The 23186-nt window shown below is 69.3% G+C and carries 24 protein-coding genes and 3 pseudogenes; 15 read left to right on the top strand and 12 right to left on the bottom strand.

Going from position 1 to position 23186, the window contains the following annotated elements:
* Window positions 1–9 precede the first annotated feature (9 nt).
* Complete coding sequence (gene uvrA / locus ACFPCV_RS36600) at window positions 10–2862, bottom strand: excinuclease ABC subunit UvrA (RefSeq protein WP_378061886.1); 2853 nt, start codon at window positions 2860–2862, stop codon at window positions 10–12.
* Between the two features lie 187 nt (window positions 2863–3049).
* Between uvrA and ACFPCV_RS36595 the strand changes: the two genes are divergently transcribed.
* A complete protein-coding gene (locus ACFPCV_RS36595) occupies window positions 3050–3844 on the top strand; it encodes a maleylpyruvate isomerase family mycothiol-dependent enzyme (protein ID WP_378061884.1) in 795 nt (264 codons plus the stop codon).
* Window positions 3845–4045: 201 nt separating this feature from the next.
* Here the strand turns inward: ACFPCV_RS36595 and ACFPCV_RS36590 are convergent, their stop codons facing one another.
* Window positions 4046–4588: a DUF1349 domain-containing protein gene (locus ACFPCV_RS36590; protein ID WP_378061882.1), complete on the bottom strand. Its 543-nt coding sequence runs from the start codon at window positions 4586–4588 to the stop codon at window positions 4046–4048.
* A gap of 47 nt (window positions 4589–4635) precedes the next feature.
* Between ACFPCV_RS36590 and ACFPCV_RS36585 the strand changes: the two genes are divergently transcribed.
* Complete coding sequence (locus tag ACFPCV_RS36585) at window positions 4636–5313, top strand: MBL fold metallo-hydrolase (RefSeq protein ID WP_378061881.1); 678 nt, start codon at window positions 4636–4638, stop codon at window positions 5311–5313.
* A gap of 37 nt (window positions 5314–5350) precedes the next feature.
* Here ACFPCV_RS36585 and ACFPCV_RS36580 read toward each other — a convergent pair whose 3' ends face one another.
* Window positions 5351–5707: a hypothetical protein gene (locus tag ACFPCV_RS36580; RefSeq protein WP_378061879.1), complete on the bottom strand. Its 357-nt coding sequence runs from the start codon at window positions 5705–5707 to the stop codon at window positions 5351–5353.
* 181 nt (window positions 5708–5888) lie between these two features.
* On the opposite strand from ACFPCV_RS36580, the gene ACFPCV_RS36575 reads away from it, so the two are divergent.
* The 7 genes and pseudogenes from ACFPCV_RS36575 to ACFPCV_RS36545 all read left to right on the top strand — a co-directional run bounded on the left by ACFPCV_RS36575 (window position 5889) and on the right by ACFPCV_RS36545 (window position 10253).
* Complete coding sequence (locus tag ACFPCV_RS36575; RefSeq protein WP_378061877.1) at window positions 5889–6155, top strand: type II toxin-antitoxin system Phd/YefM family antitoxin; 267 nt, start codon at window positions 5889–5891, stop codon at window positions 6153–6155.
* The gene (locus ACFPCV_RS36570) at window positions 6145–6609 is read left to right on the top strand and encodes a type II toxin-antitoxin system VapC family toxin (protein WP_378061876.1); all 465 of its coding nucleotides are present in this window, start codon (window positions 6145–6147) and stop codon (window positions 6607–6609) included. The genes ACFPCV_RS36575 and ACFPCV_RS36570 overlap by 11 nt, the downstream gene beginning before the upstream one ends.
* A gap of 29 nt (window positions 6610–6638) precedes the next feature.
* A pseudogene (locus ACFPCV_RS36565) lies at window positions 6639–6829 on the top strand (MBL fold metallo-hydrolase); the annotation flags it as partial.
* A 151-nt stretch (window positions 6830–6980) separates the two neighbouring features.
* Window positions 6981–8231 (top strand): ATP-binding protein, encoded by a 1251-nt coding sequence (locus tag ACFPCV_RS36560; protein ID WP_378061874.1) that lies wholly within the window; start codon window positions 6981–6983, stop codon window positions 8229–8231.
* A 134-nt stretch (window positions 8232–8365) separates the two neighbouring features.
* Window positions 8366–9265 carry a hypothetical protein gene (locus tag ACFPCV_RS36555; RefSeq protein WP_378061872.1) on the top strand — a complete coding sequence of 300 codons (900 nt, stop codon included), beginning with the start codon at window positions 8366–8368 and terminating at the stop codon, window positions 9263–9265.
* A gap of 137 nt (window positions 9266–9402) precedes the next feature.
* Window positions 9403–9606 carry a cold-shock protein gene (locus ACFPCV_RS36550; protein ID WP_378061870.1) on the top strand — a complete coding sequence of 68 codons (204 nt, stop codon included), beginning with the start codon at window positions 9403–9405 and terminating at the stop codon, window positions 9604–9606.
* A gap of 167 nt (window positions 9607–9773) precedes the next feature.
* Window positions 9774–10253 (top strand): hypothetical protein, encoded by a 480-nt coding sequence (locus tag ACFPCV_RS36545; protein ID WP_378061868.1) that lies wholly within the window; start codon window positions 9774–9776, stop codon window positions 10251–10253.
* Window positions 10254–10304: 51 nt separating this feature from the next.
* Here the strand turns inward: ACFPCV_RS36545 and ACFPCV_RS36540 are convergent.
* A pseudogene (locus ACFPCV_RS36540) lies at window positions 10305–10361 on the bottom strand (SEC-C metal-binding domain-containing protein); the annotation flags it as partial.
* 330 nt (window positions 10362–10691) lie between these two features.
* Between ACFPCV_RS36540 and ACFPCV_RS36535 the strand changes: the two are divergent.
* Window positions 10692–11441, top strand: a complete 750-nt coding sequence (locus ACFPCV_RS36535) for a GNAT family N-acetyltransferase (RefSeq protein WP_378061866.1) — start codon at window positions 10692–10694, stop codon at window positions 11439–11441.
* Here the strand turns inward: ACFPCV_RS36535 and ACFPCV_RS36530 are convergent.
* Genes ACFPCV_RS36530 through ACFPCV_RS36520 form a run of 3 tightly spaced genes read right to left on the bottom strand, consistent with a single transcriptional unit; the run spans window position 11402 to window position 14288 of the window.
* On the bottom strand, window positions 11402–12343 hold the full coding sequence (locus ACFPCV_RS36530) for a phosphotransferase (protein WP_378061864.1): 942 nt from the start codon (window positions 12341–12343) through the stop codon (window positions 11402–11404). The two genes, ACFPCV_RS36535 and ACFPCV_RS36530, sit on opposite strands and share 40 nt — an antisense overlap.
* Window positions 12344–12387: 44 nt before the next feature.
* The gene (locus ACFPCV_RS36525; RefSeq protein ID WP_378061863.1) at window positions 12388–13563 is read right to left on the bottom strand and encodes a DUF4268 domain-containing protein; all 1176 of its coding nucleotides are present in this window, start codon (window positions 13561–13563) and stop codon (window positions 12388–12390) included.
* A 32-nt stretch (window positions 13564–13595) separates the two neighbouring features.
* Window positions 13596–14288, bottom strand: a complete 693-nt coding sequence (locus ACFPCV_RS36520) for a DUF429 domain-containing protein (RefSeq protein WP_378061862.1) — start codon at window positions 14286–14288, stop codon at window positions 13596–13598.
* Here ACFPCV_RS36520 and rnhA point away from each other — a divergent pair.
* Together rnhA and ACFPCV_RS36510 are read left to right on the top strand one after the other, a co-directional pair.
* Entirely contained in the window at window positions 14278–14724 is a 447-nt protein-coding gene (gene rnhA / locus ACFPCV_RS36515; protein WP_378061860.1) for a ribonuclease HI, read from the top strand. The two genes, ACFPCV_RS36520 and rnhA, sit on opposite strands and share 11 nt — an antisense overlap.
* Before the next feature lie 41 nt (window positions 14725–14765).
* On the top strand, window positions 14766–15551 hold the full coding sequence (locus ACFPCV_RS36510) for a nucleotidyltransferase domain-containing protein (protein ID WP_378061859.1): 786 nt from the start codon (window positions 14766–14768) through the stop codon (window positions 15549–15551).
* Here ACFPCV_RS36510 and ACFPCV_RS36505 read toward each other — a convergent pair.
* The gene (locus ACFPCV_RS36505; protein ID WP_378061857.1) at window positions 15520–16695 is read right to left on the bottom strand and encodes an aminotransferase-like domain-containing protein; all 1176 of its coding nucleotides are present in this window, start codon (window positions 16693–16695) and stop codon (window positions 15520–15522) included. The genes ACFPCV_RS36510 and ACFPCV_RS36505 overlap by 32 nt on opposite strands.
* Window positions 16696–16813: 118 nt before the next feature.
* Between ACFPCV_RS36505 and ACFPCV_RS36500 the strand changes: the two genes are divergently transcribed.
* The gene (locus ACFPCV_RS36500) at window positions 16814–17188 is read left to right on the top strand and encodes an FKBP-type peptidyl-prolyl cis-trans isomerase (protein WP_378061855.1); all 375 of its coding nucleotides are present in this window, start codon (window positions 16814–16816) and stop codon (window positions 17186–17188) included.
* Window positions 17189–17224: 36 nt separating this feature from the next.
* On the opposite strand, the gene ACFPCV_RS36495 is transcribed toward ACFPCV_RS36500, so the two are convergent.
* Window positions 17225–17995 carry an alpha/beta fold hydrolase gene (locus tag ACFPCV_RS36495; RefSeq protein WP_378061853.1) on the bottom strand — a complete coding sequence of 257 codons (771 nt, stop codon included), beginning with the start codon at window positions 17993–17995 and terminating at the stop codon, window positions 17225–17227.
* Between the two features lie 38 nt (window positions 17996–18033).
* Here ACFPCV_RS36495 and ACFPCV_RS36490 point away from each other — a divergent pair, with 38 nt between their 5' ends.
* Window positions 18034–18159 (top strand): hypothetical protein, encoded by a 126-nt coding sequence (locus ACFPCV_RS36490; RefSeq protein WP_378061852.1) that lies wholly within the window; start codon window positions 18034–18036, stop codon window positions 18157–18159.
* Here the strand turns inward: ACFPCV_RS36490 and ACFPCV_RS36485 are convergent.
* The 3 genes and pseudogenes from ACFPCV_RS36485 to ACFPCV_RS36475 all read right to left on the bottom strand — a co-directional run bounded on the left by ACFPCV_RS36485 (window position 18138) and on the right by ACFPCV_RS36475 (window position 22415).
* A complete protein-coding gene (locus tag ACFPCV_RS36485; RefSeq protein ID WP_378061851.1) occupies window positions 18138–18686 on the bottom strand; it encodes a hypothetical protein in 549 nt (182 codons plus the stop codon). The two genes, ACFPCV_RS36490 and ACFPCV_RS36485, sit on opposite strands and share 22 nt — an antisense overlap.
* 162 nt (window positions 18687–18848) lie before the next feature.
* A pseudogene (locus ACFPCV_RS36480) lies at window positions 18849–20241 on the bottom strand (MFS transporter).
* A gap of 176 nt (window positions 20242–20417) precedes the next feature.
* A complete protein-coding gene (locus tag ACFPCV_RS36475) occupies window positions 20418–22415 on the bottom strand; it encodes a beta-propeller domain-containing protein (RefSeq protein ID WP_378061850.1) in 1998 nt (665 codons plus the stop codon).
* Window positions 22416–22565: 150 nt separating this feature from the next.
* Here ACFPCV_RS36475 and ACFPCV_RS36470 point away from each other — a divergent pair, with 150 nt between their 5' ends.
* Complete coding sequence (locus tag ACFPCV_RS36470) at window positions 22566–23153, top strand: nucleoside/nucleotide kinase family protein (RefSeq protein ID WP_378061848.1); 588 nt, start codon at window positions 22566–22568, stop codon at window positions 23151–23153.
* Window positions 23154–23186: the final 33 nt, after the last annotated feature.

The following is a 23186-nucleotide window of genomic DNA, read 5'->3' as shown; positions in this document are numbered from 1 at the left end:
AGAACGACCTCACAGCACAGTCTTCAAGAACTGCCCGGTGTACGAGGACGACATACCGGCGACGTCCTCGGGCGTGCCCTCGGCGATGACCATCCCGCCACCGGAGCCGCCCTCGGGTCCCATGTCCACGATCCAGTCCGACGTCTTGATCACGTCGAGGTTGTGCTCGATCACGATCACCGTGTTGCCCTTGTCCACCAACCCGTTGATCACGCCGATCAACTTGCGGATGTCCTCGAAGTGCAACCCGGTCGTCGGCTCGTCGAGGACGTACACCGTCTTCCCGGTGGACCGCTTCTGCAGCTCGGACGCCAGCTTCACGCGCTGCGCCTCACCACCGGACAACGTCGGCGCGGGCTGTCCCAGCCGGACGTAACCCAGGCCCACGTCCACCAACGTCTTCAGGTGCCGGTGGATCGCCCGGATCGGCTCGAAGAACTTCTCCGCCTCCTCGATCGGCATGTCGAGGACCTCGGAGATGGTCTTGCCCTTGTAGTGCACCTCGAGCGTCTCGCGGTTGTACCGCGCGCCCTTGCAGACCTCGCACGGCACGTACACGTCCGGCAGGAAGTTCATCTCGATCTTGATGGTGCCGTCGCCCGCGCACGCCTCGCAGCGGCCGCCCTTGACGTTGAACGAGAACCGGCCCGGCTGGTAGCCGCGCACCTTCGCCTCGGTCGTGGCCGCGAACAGCTTGCGGACGTGGTCGAACACGCCCGTGTACGTCGCCGGGTTGGACCTCGGCGTGCGGCCGATCGGCGACTGGTCGACGCGCACCAGCTTGTCGACCAGGGTCAGCCCGTTGATGCGGGTGTGCCTGCCGGGGACCTGCCGCGCGCCGTTCAGCTTGTTCGCGAGGACGGTCGCCAGGATGTCGTTGACGAGCGTCGACTTGCCGGACCCGGACACGCCGGTGACCGACACCAGGCAGCCGAGCGGGAACGACACGTCGATGTTGCGCAGGTTGTGCTCCCGCGCACCGACCACCGTCAGCTGCCGCTTCCTGTCGACCGGCCTGCGGATCGCGGGCACCTCGATCCGCTGGCGCCCGGACAGGTACGCGCCGGTCAGCGACTTCTTGTTCTTCAACAGCTTCTCGTACGGTCCGCTGTGGACGATCTCGCCGCCGTGCTCGCCCGCGCCCGGCCCGATGTCGACCACCCAGTCCGACGAGCGGATGGTGTCCTCGTCGTGCTCGACCACGATCAGCGTGTTGCCGAGGTTGCGCAGGCGGGTCAGCGTCTCGATCAGCCGGTGGTTGTCGCGCTGGTGCAGGCCGATCGACGGCTCGTCCAGCACGTACAGCACGCCCACCAGCCCGGACCCAATCTGCGTCGCGAGCCGGATGCGCTGCGCCTCGCCACCGGACAGCGTGCCCGCGGCCCGGTCGAGCGACAGGTAGTCCAGGCCGACGTCGAGCAGGAACCGCAGCCGCGCCTGGATCTCCTTCAGCACGGCGCCCGCGATCATGGTCTCGCGCCTGCCGAGCTTGAGCCCGGCGAGGAAGTCCGAGCACTCGCCGATCGACAGCGCCGACACCTCGGCGATGGACCGCTCGCCCTGCGACTTGTGCGACAGCGTGACCGCGAGGATCTCCGGCTTGAGCCGCGTGCCCTCACAGGCCGGGCACGGCACCTCCCGCATGTAGCCCTCGTACTTCTCCCGCATGTACTCGGACTCGGTCTGCTCCTGGCGCCGCTCCAGGAACGGGATCACGCCCTCGTAGTTGGCGTAGTAGGAGCGTTCGCGGCCGTACCGGTTGCGGTACCGGACGTGCACCTGGTCGGCCGTGCCGTGCAGGACCGCCTTCTGTGCCCTGGCTGGCAGCTTGCGCCACGGGGTGTCCATGCGGAACCCGACGGCCTCGGCGAGGGAGGTCAGCAGGCGGTGGAAGTACTCGGCGGTCTGCCCGCCCGCCCACGGCGCGATGGCGCCGTCGCCAAGGCTCAGCTCGTCGTCCGGCACGACCAGCTCCGGGTCGACCTCCTGCCGGACCCCGATGCCGGTGCAGACCGGGCACGCGCCGTACGGCGAGTTGAACGAGAACGACCTCGGTTCGAGGTCCTCGATCGCGAGCGGGTGGCCGTTGGGGCAGGCCAGGTTCTCGGAGAAACCGCGGATGCGGTGCGGGTCGTTCTCCGGCAGGTCGACGAACTCCAGCTCGACGAGGCCGTCGGCCAGCCGCAGCGCGGTCTCGACCGAGTCGGTGAGCCGCCGCTTGGAGCTCGCCTTCACCGAGAGCCGGTCGATCACGACCTGGATGTCGTGCTTCTCCTGCTTCTTCAGCTTCGGCGGGTCGGTCAGCTGGTGTACGACCCCGTCGATGCGCGCGCGGGAGTAGCCCTGGGACTGCAGCGACGAGAACAGGTCGACGTACTCGCCCTTGCGGCCGCGGATGACCGGTGCGAGGACCTGGAAGCGCAGGCCCTCGTCCATCGCCATGACCTGGTCGACGATCTGCTGCGGCGTCTGCTTGCTGATCGCCTCGCCACACTGCGGGCAGTGCGGCTTGCCCGCGCGCGCGAACAGCAGGCGCAGGTAGTCGTAGACCTCGGTGATCGTGCCGACGGTCGACCGGGGGTTGCGGTTGGTCGACTTCTGGTCGATCGACACCGCGGGCGAGAGCCCCTCGATGAAGTCGACGTCCGGTTTGTCCATCTGGCCGAGGAACTGCCGGGCGTACGCGGACAGTGACTCCACGTACCGGCGCTGGCCCTCCGCGAAGATCGTGTCGAACGCCAGGCTCGACTTGCCCGAGCCGGACAGCCCGGTGAACACGATCATGCTGTCCCTGGGCAGGTCGATGTCAACGCCGCGCAGGTTGTGCTCCCTGGCGCCGCGGACGACGAGGCGGTCAGCCACTGAAGTCCCTTCGAAGTTCTGTTCTCACTGGTCACGGACCGGTTCAGGGACCGAGGACCATGGCCGGGGTCATGCTAGAACGGGGCACCGACAATTTTCCGGTTCGCTCGGTGACTACCGGTCAACTGCCGCGCTCACCTACGCTGGAGTAACCAGGTCTGCCACCGAACACGCGGGAATGGGCGGTATGAGCATCTCACCTGAAGCATCCGTCGGGCAGAACGACGTACCCGCGCAGCGGCGCGCTGACGAACGCTCGGCAGCGGAACGCGCGGTACGCCTGCTTCCCTTGGTGCGACAGGCGACGGAGAGACTCGACCACGTTGTCGCGGGACTCGACGAGAACACCGTCCACCAGCCGAGCGGGCTGCCCGGATGGTCGAGGGCCCACGTCGTGTCCCACCTCGCCCGCAACGCCGACGGGCTGGTCAATCTCTTGACCTGGGCACGCACCGGCGTCGAGCATCCAATGTACGCCAGCACCGCGGACCGCGACGCGGACATCGAGGAGGGCGCGGGACGGCTCGCCCAGATCCTGGTCGAGGACCTCCGCGCCGCGAGCGACCGGCTGATGGTCGCCGCCACCGGCATGCCGGAGCACGCGTGGTCCGCGCCGGTCATGGCCAGGCTGCCCGCCTCGTTCCCCGCGGCCAACATCCCGTCGATGCGCCTGCACGAGGTGTGGGTGCACCTGGTGGACCTGGACGCCGGGTTCTCGTTCGACCAGGTTCCCAACGACCACCTCGAACACCTCGTCGCCGAGGCCGTCACCCGGCACATCAACCGGCCAGACGGCAAGCGTGTACGCCTCACCGTCGAGCTGCCCGGCGACCGCGAGCGCGTGTGGGACCTCGTGAACGGCGGCGAAGAACCCCGCCACGACGTGACCGGGGACGCCGCGACCGCGCTCGCGTGGCTGACCGGCCGCTCCGACGGCACCGGCCTGCGCGGAGACGTCCCCGTCCTGCCCGCCTGGGGCTAGAGTCCCTGGCTGACCGAGTCCGTGTGGGCGCTGCGGTTGGGGCGGGCGCGTCGACGGCGCGGGCTGATGCCCTGAAAGGCGCGTTCACGGCGCTGAGCGCCCTGAACGGCCCATTCACGGCACTCGTTGCGCCGTCGAAGGGCTCCCCACCATCCCCGGGACCTGCCCGTCCAGGCAACGCCGACTCACGGAATCAATCGGCTAGATCGCGATGTTCTCGAATCGGGTGGTGAACCCCTTCCCGGTCGGTGACGCGCACATCACACCGGCGAGCACCGACAGTTCCGGCGGGAAGTAGGCGAGCCGCAGCATCGTCGCGGGTGGCGCACCGTTCAGGCCGTAGGAGATGGTGACCGTGTCCCCGGTCCGCGCGGCCTTGACGGTGACCGACGCGGCCGGCTCGGCGAGCGCCACGACCGACCAGTCGGACACGTCGCGCGTGACCACCGCCGAGACCTGCTGCTGCCCGTCGACCAGCTCGACACCGCTCTTGATCCAGTTCTTCTCGTCGAGCCGGATCGCGACGCCCGCCTGGTCGTACTGCTCGGTGTAGTCACCCGTGAAGGTGGCGGTCAGCTCGAAGTCCCCGGCCTTGTCGATGCCCAGGATGTGCCCGGTGTCCCGGACGTAGCCGTAATGGGTGGTGTGCCAGAAGTCCGTGCCGGGGTCGGTCGTGACCGTGTTCCCGCTCCACCGCGCGGGCTCGTTGAACCAGCGCCAGCCACTCTTGATGAGGTCCTCCACGAGGCCATGCTGTCAGCCCTCCGGCCCGGGCCGCTAGGGTCCGTGGCGTGGACGTTGTCGAGGAGTACACCGGTCATGTCGAGCCGGGCGGCCCCGCCGCCCGGCGCACGCTGGACGCCCTGACGATCACCAAGATCTCGGTCGGCCCGATGGACAACAACGCGTACCTCCTCGTGTGCAGGCGGACGCACGAAGCACTGCTGGTGGACGCCGCGAACGACCCGGAACGCCTTTCGGACCTCATCGGCCACGGCGACGACCGGCCCACCCTCCGCACCATCGTGACCACCCACCAGCACGAGGACCACTGGGGCGCACTGGGCGCCGTCGCCGGCGCCTACGGCGCGAACACCATCGCCCACGAGGCCGACGCCGACGTGCTCCCCGTGCCGCCGGACCAGTACGTCACCCAGGGCGACACCGTGCCGGTCGGCGACGCCGTGCTCGAGGTCATCCACCTCCGTGGCCACACCCCCGGCTCCGTCGCCCTCCTGTACCGCGACCCGGCGGGCCACCCCCACCTCTTCACGGGCGACTCCCTCTTCCCCGGCGGTGTGGGGCGGACGACGTCGCCGGAGAACTTCACGTCGTTGATCAACGACGTGAAGTCGCGGATCTTCGACCAACTTCCGGACGACACCTGGTTCTACCCAGGGCACGGCGACGACTCCACGCTCGGCGAGGAGCGCCCCAAACTCGACGAGTGGTGCGAACGCGGCTGGTAGTGCAGCCTCGACCTACGGTGAGCTGCGCCCAGGGTGACTAGACCTCACCTTCATCGGCGAGGAGTGCACGGCACTGAACGCATGTGACGTTCGACAATGGCTCACGCAAACGCCACTTCACCCGACGGGTGCCAGCACGCGAGCACAGCGTTGATGACGCGACCCTCGTTCGCACATTCTTCTGCCGCACCTCGGCAGCGTGCCGTCTCGTGGATGAATGCACCGTCTCGACCGGCGTATAGAACACGATCTCACCGTAGGCAGGCTCGTCGATTTCCTCCACGACCTTGGTGTTCTCGACCAGGATCGTAAAGTCTCCGCGCACCAGTTCCACGGTCTCGCCAGGTCCTGGCAACTCTTCCGGGGAGACGGTGATCGTCAGATCTTCGCTCATACATTCCTCCGGGCTGCGTTGCGCAGTCACTCCGTACGCGACCAAGGTCGCCAGATATCGCCGTGCGTTACAGACCGCTGGTACCGCGCCGACACCGACGCTGCTCGGCTATGTGGCGTGCCGCAGCCCAGCAAGCGTGCCACAAGGTGCCACCGGGTGGCACATCGCGTACCATGGCGACATGGCTCAGCCTGAGATCAACCAGCGGGACCTTCGCAGCCGGTCCAAAGAGATCATGGACGCCGTCGCGGGTGGTCAATCCTTCACGGTCACTCGTGACGGGCATGAAATCGGAGAGCTGATTCCGTTGCGTCGGCGCCGACGCTTCGTAGCTCGAGATGAGTTCACCGCCATGTCACGTAACGCCGTGAGCGTGGACATCACTGCGTTCCGCGCGGACCAGGATGCCGCAGCAGATTCGGAGGCCGTCGATCCCTATGAGCAGTAGCCCCCATCGCCAGGGCCTCCTCGACACGACCATCCTGATCCTTCGCCGCTGGGTCGATCCAGCCGAGTTGCCGGAGGAAATGGCGATCAGCGCGATAACGCTCGCCGAACTCTCCGCAGGTCCACACCAGGTACGACCGAACAGCGAGCAGAACACCTATGACGAGCACGCGGAACGCGCCCGACGCCTTGACATACTCCAACGTGCCGAGCACGAGTTCGACCCGATCCCCTTCGGTGTCGAGGCAGCCAGGACCTACGGCCGAGTGACTGCCTCGGTGGTCGCCGTCGGACGAAAGCCACGACGCCGCATCGGCGACCTGATGATCGCGGCGACGGCCATCGCTGAGGACCTTTCTCTGTTCACAACGAATCCCGGTGACTTCGACGGGCTTCATGACCTGCTCACCGTCGTGCCAGTCGCCCGGCCTGTCGTACCTCATGAAGGTCGCTGACCATCACCCCTGTTGTTCACCGTCAGTGCGACTCGCTGTTCCCGGGCGGTGTGGGCAGGACGACGTCACCGGAGAACTTCACGTCCCTGCTCAACGACGTGAAGTCCCGGATCTTCGACAACTCCCGGACGACACCTGGTTCTACCCCGGCCACGGCGACGACTCCACCCTCGGCGCCGAGCGCCCGAAACTCGACGAGTGGCGCAAGCGCGGCTGGTGAGTTGCCCTTGCGGAGCGTCCAGGCCACCACGTGTCGCCCGTCCAGCTGACCGAACAAATACCGTCTAGATGACCAGGATCCGGTCGGCTAGATGACCACGCAACGACCGTCCAGATGACCGTTGATCTTGCTCGTGCGGCACACTGTCACCATGCCTGCGCCTCCCGGCCTGATCCCTCGCCGCGCCGAATCCCTGGTTCACGAAGCGCTCGGAGATACGCGTGTCGTTCTCGTCAACGGCGCTCGCCAGGCCGGCAAGAGCACGTTGACCAGGCTCGCCACCGAACGCCAGCCGACAGTGCTCCGGCTTCTCGACGACCCGGCCACGTTGCGGGCCGCCAAGGACGACCCAACCGGGTTCGTGGAGCACGACAGCCTGATGGTCATCGATGAGATACAGCTGGTTCCGGAGCTACTTCAACCGATCAAGGTGTCCGTCGATCTGGACCCGACACCCGGCCGCTACCTCCTGACAGGCTCCTCACGCATCCTGGCCATGCGAACTCTCCCCGACGCGTTGCCCGGCCGGATGGAGGTGATCGAGCTGTGGCCGTTCTCCCAGGGAGAGCTGCACGGGGCTCCCGACAGGTTTGTGGACGCCGCTTTCAGGCACGGACCCCGGCTCGACCACTCATCGGACCTGCGCCGCCGTGACTACCTGGAGCGTCTCGTCGTCGGCGGCTTCCCAGAAGCCACCCGTCGCGCTCCCCGCCGCCGAACCGCCTTCTTCGACTCCTACCTGTCGACCCTGATCGAACGCGACGTCCTGGAACTGGCCAGCATCGAGCGCCGAGGTGACTTGCTCAAACTGATCGCACTGCTTGCCGGACGCGCCGGCGGCCTGCTGGAACCGACCACACTCGCCGCTCAGTCCGGAATACCGCGAACCACACTCGTGCGCTACTTGGAGTTGCTGGCGTCGGTCTTTCTCATCAAGAGCATTCCGGCCTGGTCATCCGGACAGACGCGCCGGGCCGTGGGTACCCCGAAACTCGCGTTCGTGGATACCGGCATTGCCAGCCATCTCATCGGGCAAGATCCCATACGGCTGGGGGAACCGGGCGGAGCGGCCGGGGCGATGATGGAGAACTTCGTCGTCATGGAACTCGCCCGCCAGCTCACCTGGTCCGAGGAGCGTGGACGGCTGTATCACTACCGCACCAAGGACAAGCAGGAAGTCGAGGCGGTCATCGAAACACCCGACGGCAGGGTGATCGGAGTAGAGGTCAAGGCGGGCGCCACAGTGCGCACCGAGGACCTGGCCGGCTTGCGGAATCTTGCAGGCCATCTCGGTGATCGGTTCGTCGCCGGCTACGTGCTCTACACCGGGCAGCAGACCTTGCCGTTCGGCGAGAAGATCAGGGCTCTACCGGTGGATGCGCTGTGGCGCCTCACCCCGTGAGTTCGGGCCGCGGCGCAACCGGTGTGCACCGCAGACGCGACTCGCTGTTCCCCTGACGTACGTCGCCGGGAGAAGACCGGTACCGGTCCGAAAGCTTCAAGACGCCCGGTTGCGGGCAGGCGACAATCGAAGGCGTGACTGTCGACATCGCTGCTGCCGCTTCCTTCATGGCCACGCACGCCAGGCTGCTCGACCGGCGTCGGTTCGAGTACTTGTCCGGGCGGGGGGACGCCGGGGCTGTGCTCGCCGCCGTCGACGGGTACCGGAACGCTGACGGCGGGTACGGCTGGGGGCTTGAGCCTGACCTGCGGGCGCCCGAGAGCCAGCCCGGTGGGGCGTTGCACGCGCTCGAGGTCTTCGCCGAGGTCGGGCCCGCCGGCCGGGCGGTGGAGGTCTGCGACTGGCTCGGGCGGGTGGCCCTGCCCGACGGGGGTGTGCCGTTCGCGGTGCCCGTGGCCGACTCGGCCGGGTGTGCGCCGTTCTGGGCGCGGGCCGATCCGCGGGTCTCGTCGCTGCAGAGCACTGCCTTTGTCGCCGGGGTGGCGTGGCGGGTGGCCGCAGCGGACGAGCGGGTGGCCGGGCACCCGTGGTTGGCGGCCGCCACCCGGTACTGCCTTGACGCCATCGCCGCGCTGGAGGAGGCGCCGCACGCGATCGAGCTCCGGTTCGCGGTCGGGTTTCTCGACGCGGTGTCCGGGGTGTCCGACGAGGCCGGGCCACTGCTCGACAGGCTGCGAACCTTCATCCCGGCCGACGGGTTGTTGCCAGTTGCCGGTGGCAAGGAGGGCGAGACCATGCGGCCGCTGGACTTCGCGCCGTTGCCGGGGCAGCAGAGCCGGCAGCTGTTCCACGACGACGTCATCGCCGCTGACCTGCGGCGACTCGCCGACGGGCAGCAGGACGACGGCGGTTGGGCGGTCGACTTCGACAGCCACTCCCCCGCCGCGGCGCTCGAGTGGCGGGGGTACGCGACCGTGGAAGCCGTGTCGATCTTGCGTGCGAACGGCACGATCCCAGCGGATCGTGTACTGTAGAACGTGGTCGTTGGTTTTGTGTTCGTGTCATTGCGCGCTCGCGAAACATTGTTGCGGGCGTTCGCACCTCCTCCGTGTGGTCGGACCTTCCGCCGCAGACAGCGGCGTACGTATCACCACAAAGTTGAGGAAGAAATATGGCTCAGGGCACCGTGAAGTGGTTCAACTCCGAAAAGGGCTTCGGCTTCATCGCGCCGGACGACGGCAGCGCCGACGTCTTCGTGCACTACTCGGAGATCCAGGGCGGCGGCTTCAAGTCGCTCGACGAGAACCAGCGCGTGCAGTTCGAGGTTGGCCAGGGCCAGAAGGGCCCGCAGGCGACCGGCGTCACCGTTCTCTGACGTACCCCCAGCGCTAAGCGGCCGGCAGGTCCACCCCCATCGGGTGAACCTGCCGGCCGCCCGCTTTTACCGTCCCCGGGTGCTTCGACAGGAGTAACCGCCTCGGCCATTGTGCGGCAGATCTCGTTCCCGCGTAACGACTTCCGCGCCCCGGCGACAGACCAGACATGGGTTTGGCCGACTGGCTGCGGGACCGCCTCGTCGCGGGTCCAAGCGGAACGGGAATACCCGACACCTCCCCCTCCGCCCGGCGTCCGCACTGGATGCGTGACGGCATGCGGGCCACCGAGATCACCGGCGCCGACGAACTGCGTGTGGTCGGCCTGCCCGGCCACCAGGACGTGCTGTGGTCGATCGTCGGCCGGGACGCGCCCACGCCGGTGTGGCAGGACATCCACGCGCTGCTGGTCGCCGAGCACGGCAACCCGTTCGACCGGAACGCGGTCGCCGTGTGGGTCGGCGGGCACCGGATCGGCAAACTCCCCGACGACGAGGCGGGCAGGCTCCGGGCCGGGCTCATCCGCCTGCAGCGGCGACACCGCAGGGCCGTCGCGCTGCCGGGCCACGTCGGCGGGGACCACTCGCACGGCCTCGGCGTGTACCTGACCTTCGACGCGGACGCGTTCGGCGTCCGTCAGCGGACGTAGTAGTCGCCCATGGTGTCGTCGTAGCGGCCGGTCGGCCTGCAGCACCGGCGGAAACCGCCGCCCCGAGCCGCACGGGCACGGGTCGTTGCCGCCGAGTTTCTCGACCAGTTCCTTGTCCGCGCCAACGATCCGGTCGCCGCGCTTGACCCTGGTCTCGCTAGAGGGAACCCCCTGCGGCGCTTGCTGGTTCGCTCAAAAGGACGCCTCGGCGTCGTGGTCGTTGCGCATGGCTGCCTCCTCTGTCCGATGCTCCCACGCTAGCGGGGCTGTCACCCGGAATTCGGTTGGTGCGCGGGCAGGCGCGTGCCAGACTGGCCACGAACCCGACGGACCGAGATAGGGAACGCCTCATGCCTGACGCCCGCGATGGGCGTCGCCTGTAGTGCCGGTGGCGCCGTTCCGCTGTCGATTCCCATGCTCGTGAAAGGGTTCCCCATCTTGTCTGCTCTGCAGTCACACATGCGCCGGGCCGCCGCGGCCGGGCGCGACACCGAACAGGTCGGTCCGTTCCTCGCCACGTTCTCGCGGCGCTCGGCCAACCCGTTCCTCAACTACGCCATCCCCGACGACGGCGCGCGGCCGTCACGGTCCGATGTAGACGGTCTGAGGGACGCCTACGCGCGGCGCGACTTGTCGCCACGCGTGGAGTTCATGGCCGACACCGCGCCGGAGGCCGAGCGGGCGCTGCTCGCCGCGGGCTGGTCGGTCGAACGGCGCATCCCCGTCATGCTGTGCGCGCCGGGGTCCGCGCTCACGGTGCCTGCTCCCGCCGGGATCGAGCTGGTCGTGCCCGGCACCGACGACGAGGTCCAGGCCATGCTCGCAGTCCAGTACGAAGTGTTCGGCGAGTCGCCGGACGTGCCGGACGACGAGGTCGTGAAGACCCGCGAACAGCTGCGCACCGGCGGTTTCGCCGTGCTGGCAAGGGATGCGGCGACCGGTGCGCCGGCCGGCGGCGGCGTAGCCGAGGTGATCGTCGACGGGACGACCGAGGTCGCCGGCATCGCGGTGCCGGCGCCCTACCGCAGGCGCGGGATCGGTGCGGCGCTGACCGCATTCCTCACCTCAGCCGTGCACGACGCGGGCGCGCGGACGGTGTTCCTCACTCCCGCCGGGATACCAGAACAGCGGATGTACGCCCGCGCGGGCTACACACCGACGGGTGACATGCTGCACGTCAGCCGCTGAGTTCGCGCAGCCACGACACCACGACGTCCGCCCGGGCCTGCTGGAACGCACGCAGTGACGGCAGGCCCGGGCGGCGCCAGGTGCCTGGCGGCGTCGACGAAGAACCCGCCGAACCCCGCGAGGACACCGACGAGGTCGGCGCGGTCGGCGTCGACCGTGGCCAGGTCGGGGTCGCCGCCGTACAGGCGGATGTTGAGCAGCAGCAGGAGCGTGTCGAGCCACCGGGGGCCACGGGCGCCCCACGGCCAGTCGACGACGGTGACGGTGCCGTCGTCACCGATCAGCAGGTTGTCGGCACGCAGGTCGGTGTGGGTGAGGGTGTCACCGGCGAGCGCGGCGAGACCGTGGTCGGCGCGGCGGCACAGGTCGCCGAGGTGCCCGGCGACCCAGGGGTCGAGTTCGGCTGGTGGGTCGTCGCGGAGCCGGTGCCAGCCGGCGAAGTCGGGCGCGAGCAGGTCGCGGGTGGCGGGTGCGTCCGGGATCGGGCACGGGGTGAGCACGCGAGCCAGGTCGGCGAGCGTGGCGCGGACCGCGGTCACGTGCGCGGGGTCGTCCCAGGACGGGTGACGGCCGTCGACGTCGGTGAGCACCAGCGCGACCCAGTCGCCGTCGTCGTGGACGCCGAGGAGCTTCGGCGTCGGCGCTGCGAGCGGCAAGGCGGCGGTGACGACGGCCTCCTGCCGGTGCAGGCGCGGGCTGTGCTCGTTCAGCACGGCACCGACGGCCTTGACGAACGCGCGCCCGCCGTCGGCGGTGCGGACCCGGTCCGCGGTACCCGGCGAGAACCCACCGGCCTGGGAGACGGCGTCGGTCACCGGCGCGCCCAGGATCTCCTCGACCGCGTGCCGCACGGACCCGGGCAGGTCACGCCACCCGATCCGCGTCCCGGAAGCCACCACCATGCTGACGATGGTCACCGATCGGCCCGACGATCCGCATCCCGATTTCACACGTCCGTGCTGTCCGGAGGTGCCACGACGGTCGGCACACCACCCACGGCGTCGACCGCCGCGCGAAGCCGCAACTGGGTGTCTTCCAGCCACCGGTGCACCTGCGGCCACCCGGCCCGGTCGGTGATCTTGGGACCGTTCAGCCGCGTCTCGATCCGGCATCCCTTGTTCTTCGGGAGTTCGTCGAAGAACAGCTCACCGCCGAATCCGGCCATGATCTCGTCACGGCGCTCGTGGAGGACTCGCCACCGCGCGAGGTTGGTCGCCGGGTCGACGTGTTCGAAGTACAACTCGGACCGGCACCCGAACATCGCGTAGGACAACCCCCAGACAGCTCCGGTGACGCCGGCCGGCATGTTCCACCAGTTCTGGGCGGGCGGATTCGACTTCGTCCAGCCGTGCCGTTCGACGACCGGCTTGAACTCCGTCCAGAACTGCCGGTACAGCTCCTGTTTTGGGGTCAGGCCGATGGCCCCGTTCTCGGACTCGACGTCATGGACCGGCTGAACGGGCATGACAGGCGGTGCGCCGAGCACCGTCGCGATGGCGGCAGCGATCAGTTCCACGTGCTCGATCGTCTGCATCACCTCGTCGGCGGAGATCGAAAGCCGCGTCGTGCCGTCCTCCGGGTCGCGATCGGTTTCGTGCGCGATCCTGTTCCGGCGATTGACGATGTTCCTGAGGCACTCCACGGCCTCGGCCTGCGACTTCAGGTCGCCATTCCCGTTGGCGGCGAGAACCTTCCCAACGCTCGGCCACAACGGCTCAGTGCTGACGTGCCCGAGTGCCTGCCTGATCTTGTCCGGCGCCTGGAACGACTGGTGGCCGAAATGACTGCGCAGGTGCGTGGCGAACGCCTCCTGCAGCGTCACCGAGCCGTGGTGGTGCACGTCCTCGAACATCTGCATCGGAATCTGCAGGTCGAAGAATCGGGGCGGTCGCGGTTGGTCGACGTTGAGTGCGAACCCGAGCGCACGGTCGTACAGCTCACGGTGAACCCAGTGATCCAACGCCGAGACCGCTTGCACCCAGGCTGCGCGATACAGGTCGCCCACGTCGAACTTGCGGGTGCCGAGCTTCTCGAGGAGATTTCCTCCGCTGACAAGGTCGCGGGCGTAGTTCAGGTTGTCTCGCAGCCCCTGGAATGCCGCGGTCGTCCATCCTTCTTCCATACTTGGTCAAATAGTGGAAACCACCATGATCGTTACCGCCAGATCGCCACCGGGAAATCGTCGAACTCGGCCGGTGCGTCGGGCAGTGACAAGGCGGTGCCCGACGCGACACGGGCGGCCGTCCAGGCGACGGCCGCCGCGTCGAGGACATCGTCAGGGGCCGCTTGGCGGCCTGCCTCACCAAGGTCGGCTGGGAGGTGGATGCTCTGATCGGCGAGGAGCCCACGGCGGTGTTCGAGTCCTGCCCACGTCTTCTTGGAGTCGGGCAGCGGTTCGCCCGCCATCTGCCGGAAGGTCAACTCGGGGTGCGGCTCGACGACGCGGCACGGCGCCGTTCGGCACCACGCGTCCACCTCACGGATCTTCGGGAACAGGCCGAATGCCTGCATGGACATGCCCTCCCCCGCGAGTTCGCGGTTGACCGCGCTCGCGCGCTCGTGGGTCGGTTCGGTCAGGGCCGTGCGGACCGGCGTCAGGAAGACAGAGGACCAACGGCTGCCGAGCAGTTTGCGGGCCTCGACGTCAGCGGCTCGGCGGCCACGCTCGGGGAAACCGATCGGAATGTCGATCGCGACGATGGCGGGCTCGGTCTCGGCGACCAGATCGGCCACGTGCCGGGCGAAGTGGGCGGTGACGTCCTGGCCGAGGCGGATCCCGATCCAACCGGACTTGCACGCGTCCACCCCGAGGACCGGGTTGGCTAGGCTCCACGCTGTGTCGAACACCGTGGAGATATACACCGACGGCGCGTGCAGCGGGAACCCCGGACCGGGTGGGTGGGGCGCCGTGCTCAAGTACGGCGAGCACGAGAAGGAGCTCTACGGGGCCGAGCCGACCGTCACCACCAACAACCGCATGGAACTGATGGCGCCGATCGTCGCGCTGGAAAGCCTTACGCGGCCGTCGGTGGTCGCGATGTACACCGACTCCACGTACGTGCGGAACGGGATCATGCAGTGGCTGCCCAAGTGGAAGAGCAACGGGTGGCAGACGTCGGCGAAGCAGCCGGTGAAGAACGCCGACCTGTGGCGGCGGCTCGACGATGCCGTGAAACCGCATGAGGTGCAGTGGTTCTGGGTGAAGGGGCACGCCGGGCACCCGGAGAACGAGCGCGCCGACCAGCTCGCCGTCAAGGGCTCCCACGAGGCCGCGGGCCGGTAAATCGGCGGCGCACCAACACAATCGCGTGCCACCATGCGCGCATGAACCACACCGAGCACGGAAACCGTGATCTCGCCGTGCGCGGCGAGATCCTGCGTACCGTCGTGGGCTCCGGTGTGCACGGAATCGCGATCGCCGGCACCGACGACCACGACGAGATGGGTGTCTACATCGAGCCGCCCGCCAACGTCGTCGGCACGGACGATCCGGCGGAGCACTACGTTTTCCGCACGCAGCCGGAAGGCGCGCGGTCCGGGCCGGGTGACACCGACCTGGTGAGCTACTCGCTGCACAAGTACCTGCGGCTCGCGATGAAGGGCAACCCGACGGCGCTGCTGCCGCTGTACGCGCCTCGCGACGCCGTCATCACGAGCACGCCGCTTGGCGAGGAACTGCGGGCACTCGCGTCGAAGGTGCTGTCACGCGCGGCGGTGCACCGGTTCCTCGGTTACCTCGCCGCGCAGCGGGAGCGGCTACTCGGCCGCGGCGGCCACGGCAGGGCGCCGAGTCGTCCCGAGCTGGTGGCGAAGTACGGCTACGACGTGAAGTATGCGTCGCACGCGCTGCGCCTCGCCTACCAGGGTCTCGAGGTGGCGCGGGACGCGCGGCTCACGCTGCCCATGGCAGACGCCGAGCGGGAGCGGGTGCTGCGGGTGAAGCGGGGCGACGTCCGCGATCTCGACGAGGTGCTCGCCGAGATCGCCGTCGTCCAGGCCGAGGTCGAGGACCTGCTCGGCACCGGGAGGACGCCGCTGCCCGACGAGCCGGATCGGCAGGCGGTCTCCGAGTGGGCCATCAGCGCTCACCGTCGGCACTGGGGCTGGTGAACACGGCCGCCAGCCTGCGCATGCCCTCGGTGATCTCCTCCGGCGGGTTCGTCGTGAACGAGAGCCGCATCGTCGCCGTGTCGGGTGTGGTCGCGAAGAACGGGGCGCCCGGCACGAACGCGACGTTGTGCGTCAGCGCCCGCTTGAGCACGTCGGTGGTGTCGACCTCGCCCGGCAGGCGCAGCCACACGAACATGCCACCGTCCGGGTCCGTCCACTCGGTACCCGCCGGGACCGTGTCCGGGAGCGCCGCGATCATCGTGTCGCGGCGTTCCAGGTAGGCGGCGCACAGCCCGGCCACGTGCGCGTCGAGGTCGGCGCTCGTCAGGTACACGGCCGCGGCGGCCTGGTCGATCGTGCTCGTGTGCAGGTCGGCGGCCTGCTTGGCGATCACCGCGGCAGGCATCAGCGACCTCGGCGCCCGCAGCCAGCCCAGCCGCAGGCCGGGCGCGCCGATCTTGGACAGGCTGCCGAGGTGGAGCACCTTCTCGCCGTAGGACGCCAGCTGCGGCACCCGCTCGCCGCGGTACCGCAGCTCGCCGTACGGGTCGTCCTCCACCACCCACACGTCGTGCCGGTCCGCGAGCGCCGCGATCTCCTGCCTGCGCGCGGCAGGCAGCGTCCTCCCGCTGGGGTTGGCGAACGTCGGCACCAGGTACACCAGCGTCGGCCGGTCCCGCTCCAGCACCTCCGCCAGCGCCGACGGGACCACGCCGTGCTCGTCGCTCGCCACCGGCACGACCCGCGCGCCCGCCAGCTGGAAGCACTGCAGCGCCGCGAGATACGTGGGTTCCTCGACCGCGACCACGTCACCCGGTTCGAGCAGCGTGGTCGCGACCAGCGTGAGCGCCTGCTGCGAACCGGTGGTGACGAGAAGGTCGGCACCGGTGGTCGGCAGGCCGCGGCGCGTCATCCGCTCCGCGATCAGCTCGCGCAGCAGGGGGTCGCCCTCGGTCGTCGCGTACTGGAGGTTGCGCCGGTCTTCCGCGGCCTTGGCGAACGCCGCGCGCCAACCATCCACATCGAACAGTTCCAGTGCTGGCAGCCCGCCCGCGAAGGAGATCACCTCCGGCCGCAGGGTGAGGGCGAGAAGGTCACGGACGGGCGAACTCTTCACGCCGTGGAGCCGACGGGCCGGAGACATGCCGCGATGTTAACGAACGCTCACGTGCGGGTGCCAGTACCAGCCCACGGGGCGGGAGAACGAGGTGGCTGGTTGGATGGACCGGTACGCCACAAGCACCAACCAAGGAGGAACACGCATGGCGCTCGAGAAGCCCGTTGTCGACCCCGTCGATGGTCCGGCCCCGGCCGACCTGGTCGTCGAGGACATCACGGTCGGCGACGGCGACGAGGCGAAGCCGGGCCAGAGCGTGAGCGTCCACTATGTCGGCGTCGCGCACTCGACCGGTGAGCAGTTCGACGCGTCGTGGGACCGCGGCTCACCGTTCAGCTTCGCGCTCGGCGCGGGCCAGGTCATCGCGGGCTGGGACCGTGGCGTGGCAGGCATGAAGGTCGGCGGCCGCCGCAGGCTGGTCATCCCGCCGCACCTCGGCTACGGCGACCGCGGCGCGGGCGGCGCGATCAAGGGCGGCGAGACCCTCATCTTCGTGGTGGACCTGCTCGGCGTCCGTTAGAGCCCCGACCGCCCTGGCGCCCGCCGGGGCCTCGCGCTACTGGCCGAGCGCGTCCGTCGCCGAGGCCAGGAGTCTGTCCATGATCGGCCACAACGCGAGCGGGTTCTCGACGTGGACGTTGTGGCCGGTCGCGGGCAGCACCACACCGTCCGGGGCGACCGCACGCAACTGGTCCGGCGGACACATCGGGTCGTTCTCCCCCGCCGCCAGGACCGTCGTGCCCTTCGCGGCCGCGAGCAGCGCTGGCACGTCCGGCGCGCCGACGCCGAACGCCTTCTGGTCGACCGCCACCCGCCAGCCGTCCGGTCCATCGCTGACCCCGGCGTCGACGCGGGGCGAGTCCGGCGGCACCAGCCCGGCCAGTCCGGAGAGCCTCAGCCAGCGGTCGACCGCCTGCTCGCGGGTGGCGAACACCCGCTCCTGCCTTCCTGCGACCTCGGCGGCCTTGGCCAGCTCCGCCGCCGACCAGTTCAGCTTGATGCCGACGCCGCACGCGGCCGCGACGTCGAGGCCGTAGGAGCCGTCGGCCAGCGTCAGCGCCAGCACGCCGCCGAGCGAGTGACCGAGCACCACCACCCGCCGCCCGGCGGGCACCACCTCGGCGACCGCGGCCGCCATCGACGAGAACGTGTACTCGGCGAGCCGCTCCGAACGGCCGTGTCCTGGCAGGTCGGGTGCGAGCGTCTCACCCGGCCAGTTGCGTTCCAGCAGGTCGTGCCACACCTCGCCGGTCGCGCCGAGGCCGTGGAGCAGCAGCAGGACGGGGTCGCCGCCGAAGTCGTGCCGTGCGAGGTGCAGGTTCGTCACCCTCTGATCCTGCCGCATGGCGGGGCAGAATGGTGATCGTGCCGAGCGACACCGATGCCATCGTCAACCCGGACACCTGCCTGCGCGGCGTCCCGCCGGACCACCAGGCGCTCGCGTTCGTGCGGCAGATGCTGCTCTCCGCTCAGCACCCACCACAGTTGTAGTACGTGACGTCCCAGTGGTTGCTTTCCAGGAAGTAGATGTTGCCCGACCCCGACTGCCACTTGTTGCCACCGATGTAGCCGAAGTTGTTGCGGATGTAGTTGCCGACGCAGGAGTACAGGCTGTAGTCCAGCTTGTAGCCGTTCCAGTGGCTGTAGGTGCCGCTCGCGTGCCCGGTCTCGGTGCCACCGGTGATGTTCAGCGCGCACCCGCTCGCCGACTTGAGCGTCTGCGCGCCCTGGATGGTCGCCAGGTTGACCTGATCGAACGACGTGCACGTCGGGTTGTTGCGGTTGCTGCAGTTGCCGCTGGAGGACCACGTGATGCCCGACGAGCGCAGCCGCGAGGTCGCCTGCGAGTGGGTCAGCTTCGTGACGTACGGCCCGACGTCGGCCGTGACGGCCGGGCGGTCGAAGACCGGATCGGTCTCCCCCTGCTGCACGGATGCCTGCGCACCCGTGGTCGTGAGCAGTAACGCGGTGGCCGCCGATGCGGCGACGACAAGCGCTCGGACCACGATGTTCCGCATGTCGATCTCTCCGTTCCACGGGCAGTGCCGACCCGCCTGCGCACGCCGCGACGGGCCCTTTGTCAGGAATGAGCGAAGGAAAGCGGCCCACTGACCGCGACGGGTATCAGCAGGGGCCGCGCGCCGCGATCGGTGGAACGCTTCCGCACAGCACGTTAGTAGTTACTGACCGGATGTTATAGGGCTTGATGAGAAATTTTCCAACTCGGTGTTCCCATGGTTCCCAATGTGTCCACGACGTTCCGCTATCGCGAGCACCAGGGCGACCAGGATCAGCGCGACCGCGGCGAGCATCGCCACCGCGAAACCCGTGGCCGGGGCGGCCGCGGCCGCGACGCCGTGGAACACCGCCGCCAGCAACGCGGTGCCGACCGCCGACCCGATCCGCTGCCCGGTCTGGAGCACCCCGCTCGCGACCCCCGACATGCGGGCAGGCACGCGCGCGAGCGTAAGCGTCGTGTTCGGGGAGATCACCGCGCCGCCGCCGATGCCCGCGACGAGCAGCGGCAGCGCGATCGCCCAGATCAGGTGGGACCGGTCGACGGTGAACCCGAGCAGCGCGACCGTGGCGAGCCCGGCCACGATGAGGACGAGGCCCGTGATCGTGACGCGCCTGCCGTACCGGTCCACCAGCCTGCCCGCGAGCCACGCGGACACCGCGGAGCCCAGCGAGAACGGGGTGACCGCGAGCCCCGACTCCAGCGGAGTGAGGCCGAGGTCGGACTGGAAGTACACGGCGAACACCAGCCAGATGCCGGAGAACCCGCAGAAGTACACGGCGGCGAGCGTGGCGCCGGATGGGTAGCCGGGCGTCGCCGTGAACAGGCGCGTGTCGACCAGCGGGACCCGGTCTGCGCCGCCTGCGCCGCTCCCACAGCAGGAACGCCCAGCCAAGCGGCACCGCGACCAGGAACAGCCACCAGAACCGGCGGAAGCCGTCCGACTCGGACAGCACCACCGGGAACAGCACGCACAGCACGGTGAGCCCGAGCAGCAGGATGCCCGCGAAGTCGATGTCGGTGCCCGTGGTGCGCCGCGGCGTTCTCGGCACCAGCAGCACCGCGAGCAGGAGCGTCAGCAGCCCGAACGGCAGGTTCACGAGGAACACCCAGCGCCAGCCGTCCGGCTCGCCCGCGACCCCGAGGATGAACCCGCCGATCACCGGTCCCGCCGCGGTGGACAGCCCGATGGTGGCGCCGAGCAGGCCGAACGCCCTGCCGCGTTCCGCGCCGCGGAACAGGTCCTGGATGAGCCCGCCGTTCTGCGGTGTGACCAGCCCGCCGACGAGGCCCTGCAGCAGCCGCGCGACCACGAGCATGGTCAGCGACGACGCGAGGCCGGCGAACACACTGGTCGCGACGAAGGCGGTCAGGGCGACGAGGTACATGTTCCGCCGCCCGAACGCGTCCCCGAGCCGCCCGCCCGCGACCAGCGCCAGGCCGAACGTGAGCGGGTAGCCGGAGACCACCCACTGCACCCCGGCCGCCGAGGCGCCGAGCCCCTCCTGGATGGACGGGATCGCGACGGTGACGATGCTGACGTCGAGCAGGATCATGAACCCGCCCGCGAGGGTCACCACCAGTGCACGCCACCGCCGAGGATCGGTGCCTGGCTCGTGGTCGGTCGGCTGTGTCGCTGCTCGGCTCACCACTGATGTCTACCCACACCGGCACGCGTGTACCACTTGTGTGATCGACAGCAAATGCTGAAACGGACCTATCCGCGCACCGGTCAGGTGAACGCGACCCACGCCAGCTGACCGAGCGAGTCGAGATCGCTCACCAGCACCCCCGCCTCCGACACCGTCCACAGCTCGTCGCCGATCACCATGGCACGCCGCGGCGCCATGGGCACGCCGTCGTAGCGGTCCGACGTGTGGGTCAGCATCCCGGTCTGCCGGAACGAGTTCCCGTCCACCTTCAGCACCAGCGCACCCGCGGTCATCCGCTCCGGCTCGCCGCCGGTGACCGCGACGCCCCCGGACACCGGGACGACCAGCAAACCCTTGTCCGGCCAGTAGAGGAACGCGTGCGGGTCGCCCTCGACCTCCGTCCACGAGTCCTCGAGGTGGTACTGCGCGAGCCGGGTCGCGCCCGGTTTCGTCGTGTCGAACAGGGAGATCTGCGCGCCCGTCACGCGGCCGCTCGTGTCGGCCTCCTGCCCGACGCCGATCAGCCTGCCCTCACCGGCCGGGTGCAGGTAGGCGGAGTAGCCGGTGATCTTCAGCTCGCCGGTCACCTTCGGCGCCGCCGGATCCGAGAGGTCCACTGTGTACAGTGGGTCGGTCTGCCGGAACGTCACGACGTAGGCGGTGTCCCCGAAGTAGCGGACCGCATAGATCCGTTCCCCCACCCCGAGGCCGTCGACGAGGCCGACCCGGTCGAGGGTGTTCCCATCGCGCCGCAACACGGTGATCCGGCTCTGCGAGCCCGACCGATCCGAGGTCGTGGTCGCGACGCGCAGATCACCGTCGTGTTCGGACAGCGAGTACTGGTTGAGCAGCGTGCCGTCCACACCACCGGACGCGACGTGCACCGGTTTGCCCGCACCCGAGATGTCGAACTGGTACAGCTCGGTGCGCCCGCCGTCCGCGCGGGTGCCGCCCATGGCGTGGGCGACGTGGTCGTCCGCGACGTACAGGTTCGCACCGGTGCCGTACACGGTGTCGCCGTCGGCGACGATCGTCACGGGGTCGCCGGTCCCGAGGTCCTTCGTCAGGTCGAACGTCAGCACCGTCAGCATCGCGGTCGCCGAGTAGTCCACCGGATGGCTGACGTCCGCGCAGTCGGTCAGCTGCCCGGTCGTGGCGCCCGTGCCGGTCTCGAGCCGGTAGGCGGGCAGCCAGTCCGCGATGGTCGAGTTCGCCACGACGTCCTTGTTGGCGAGCATGGCGTGCGCAGGGCCCGCCTCCTCGCCTGGATAGGTGAACTCCAGCCTGGGGACCGACCGCACGACGACGCGGGCGACGGCACCGACCTGGCGCGCGTCGAGGTAGCTGCCGTCGAGCGACAGCGTGCCGAGCACCCTGCCGGTGCCGGTGAGGTCGACGAGTGTGAGCGTCGAGGCGTACTGGAACGTGTCGGTGGGAGCGGGTTTCGGGGTCCTCCTCGGTGCGGGTTCGCCCGGCGCGATGCCGGGGGTGTCGTAGGCGATCGCGTCGCCGCCGGACATCACGAGCGCACGGTCGCCCGCGAGCAACAGCTGGGTCGGGTGACCGCCCTCCAGCGACACGGCCGCGGTCTGCGCGCGGGACGCGACGTCCACGACCCGCACCACGCCGTCGGCGACGCTGACCACCCGCCTGCCGTCGGTCTTCACGAGGTCGGGTTCGTCGACGCCCTGCTCGTGCACGTTCGTCGTCGAGTGCTCGGGTGCGGCCTGTTTCGACGCCGCCGAGTCCTCGGCGGGCGCTGCGCCCGGAGCGGCGGGTGCCTCGGCACGGCCGCCCGCCGCGGGCAGGTCGCCGTCCTCCATCTCCACGAAGGTGCCCTCGTCCAGCCCGTACGGGCCCACCCTCGGCAGGACCCGTGACTTCATCTCCGCGAGCGCGGCGTCGCAGGTGTCGAAGGAGACCAGGCTGATCCCGTGCCGCACAGGTGGTCCGCCGTCACCGTCACGGTCGTCGTTCGCGCCGACGACCAGCGCGCCGATCGTCACACCCACACCGAGGGCAACCACCACCGCCGCGGTCAGCGCGAGCCGCGGCCTGCCGGATAAGTCGTGCTTCATGCCGCCAGGACGGACCACGGTGGCGATTGCGTTGCTCGTTCGGGCGAAGACCTTGGAAATCGACCGGTTACACGGTTCACTGACGGCATGCGCCCCTGCCATCACGTAGCGGAAGCGATACTCGCGCTTCCGGCAGACCGGGTCCGCCGGGTGACGATCGACGGGGTCGACGGGGCCGGCAAGACCTACTTCGCCGACGAACTCCGCGCCGAGTTGTCCTCCCGCGGCGCCACGGTGATCCGCGCGACGACCGACGGCTTCCTGAACTCGCCGCGGACGCGGCACCGCCGGGGCCGCGACTCGCCGGAGGGCTACTACCGCGACTCGTTCGACTACGGCCGGATGTGCCGCCTGCTGCTCGACCCGCTGAGCCCTGGCGGCAACCGCGAGTACGTGCGCGCAGTCTACGACGTGCGCCGCGAACGGGAGATCCGGATGCTGCCGGAACTGGCGCCCGACGACGCGATCCTCGTCGTCGACGGCATCTTCACCCACCGCGACGAGCTGAACAGGTACTGGGACTACTCCGTCTGGCTGGAGGTCCCCTTCACGGTCTCCATCCCCCGCGGCGCGAAACGCGGCTACGGCGACCCGGACCCGGCCGCGCCGAAGAACCGCCGCTACATCGCGGGCCAGCGCCTGTACATGGCGGAGTGCAACCCGCAGACCAGGGCGACCCTGGTCATCGACAACACGGACCTGAACAACCCGCTGCTGCTCCCGGACCCGCCGGGGTGACGCCTACCCGGGGTCGGTGAGGCAGCCGGTGCC

Source organism: Actinophytocola glycyrrhizae (assembly GCF_042653545.1).
Lineage (GTDB): Bacteria > Actinomycetota > Actinomycetes > Mycobacteriales > Pseudonocardiaceae > Actinophytocola > Actinophytocola glycyrrhizae.
The sequence above is the reverse complement of the archived record's forward strand: the minus strand, read 5'-3'. Positions and strand labels throughout refer to the sequence as shown.

What these genes read in the sequence shown, in the direction of transcription:
- ACFPCV_RS36575 (WP_378061877.1), top strand. Translation starts at nt 5,889, where the DNA reads ATGGCTCAGCCTGAGATCAACCAGCGGGACCTTCGCAGCCGGTCCAAA.
- ACFPCV_RS36500 (WP_378061855.1), top strand. Translation starts at nt 16,814, where the DNA reads ATGGCGCTCGAGAAGCCCGTTGTCGACCCCGTCGATGGTCCGGCCCCG.
- ACFPCV_RS36525 (WP_378061863.1), bottom strand. Translation starts at nt 13,563, where the DNA reads ATGGAAGAAGGATGGACGACCGCGGCATTCCAGGGGCTGCGAGACAAC.
- ACFPCV_RS36550 (WP_378061870.1), top strand. Translation starts at nt 9,403, where the DNA reads ATGGCTCAGGGCACCGTGAAGTGGTTCAACTCCGAAAAGGGCTTCGGC.
- ACFPCV_RS36560 (WP_378061874.1), top strand. Translation starts at nt 6,981, where the DNA reads ATGCCTGCGCCTCCCGGCCTGATCCCTCGCCGCGCCGAATCCCTGGTT.
- ACFPCV_RS36475 (WP_378061850.1), bottom strand. Translation starts at nt 22,415, where the DNA reads ATGAAGCACGACTTATCCGGCAGGCCGCGGCTCGCGCTGACCGCGGCG.
- ACFPCV_RS36545 (WP_378061868.1), top strand. Translation starts at nt 9,774, where the DNA reads ATGGGTTTGGCCGACTGGCTGCGGGACCGCCTCGTCGCGGGTCCAAGC.
- ACFPCV_RS36530 (WP_378061864.1), bottom strand. Translation starts at nt 12,343, where the DNA reads ATGGTGGTGGCTTCCGGGACGCGGATCGGGTGGCGTGACCTGCCCGGG.
- ACFPCV_RS36570 (WP_378061876.1), top strand. Translation starts at nt 6,145, where the DNA reads ATGAGCAGTAGCCCCCATCGCCAGGGCCTCCTCGACACGACCATCCTG.
- ACFPCV_RS36505 (WP_378061857.1), bottom strand. Translation starts at nt 16,695, where the DNA reads ATGTCTCCGGCCCGTCGGCTCCACGGCGTGAAGAGTTCGCCCGTCCGT.
- ACFPCV_RS36485 (WP_378061851.1), bottom strand. Translation starts at nt 18,686, where the DNA reads ATGCGGAACATCGTGGTCCGAGCGCTTGTCGTCGCCGCATCGGCGGCC.
- ACFPCV_RS36510 (WP_378061859.1), top strand. Translation starts at nt 14,766, where the DNA reads ATGAACCACACCGAGCACGGAAACCGTGATCTCGCCGTGCGCGGCGAG.
- ACFPCV_RS36595 (WP_378061884.1), top strand. Translation starts at nt 3,050, where the DNA reads ATGAGCATCTCACCTGAAGCATCCGTCGGGCAGAACGACGTACCCGCG.
- ACFPCV_RS36580 (WP_378061879.1), bottom strand. Translation starts at nt 5,707, where the DNA reads ATGAGCGAAGATCTGACGATCACCGTCTCCCCGGAAGAGTTGCCAGGA.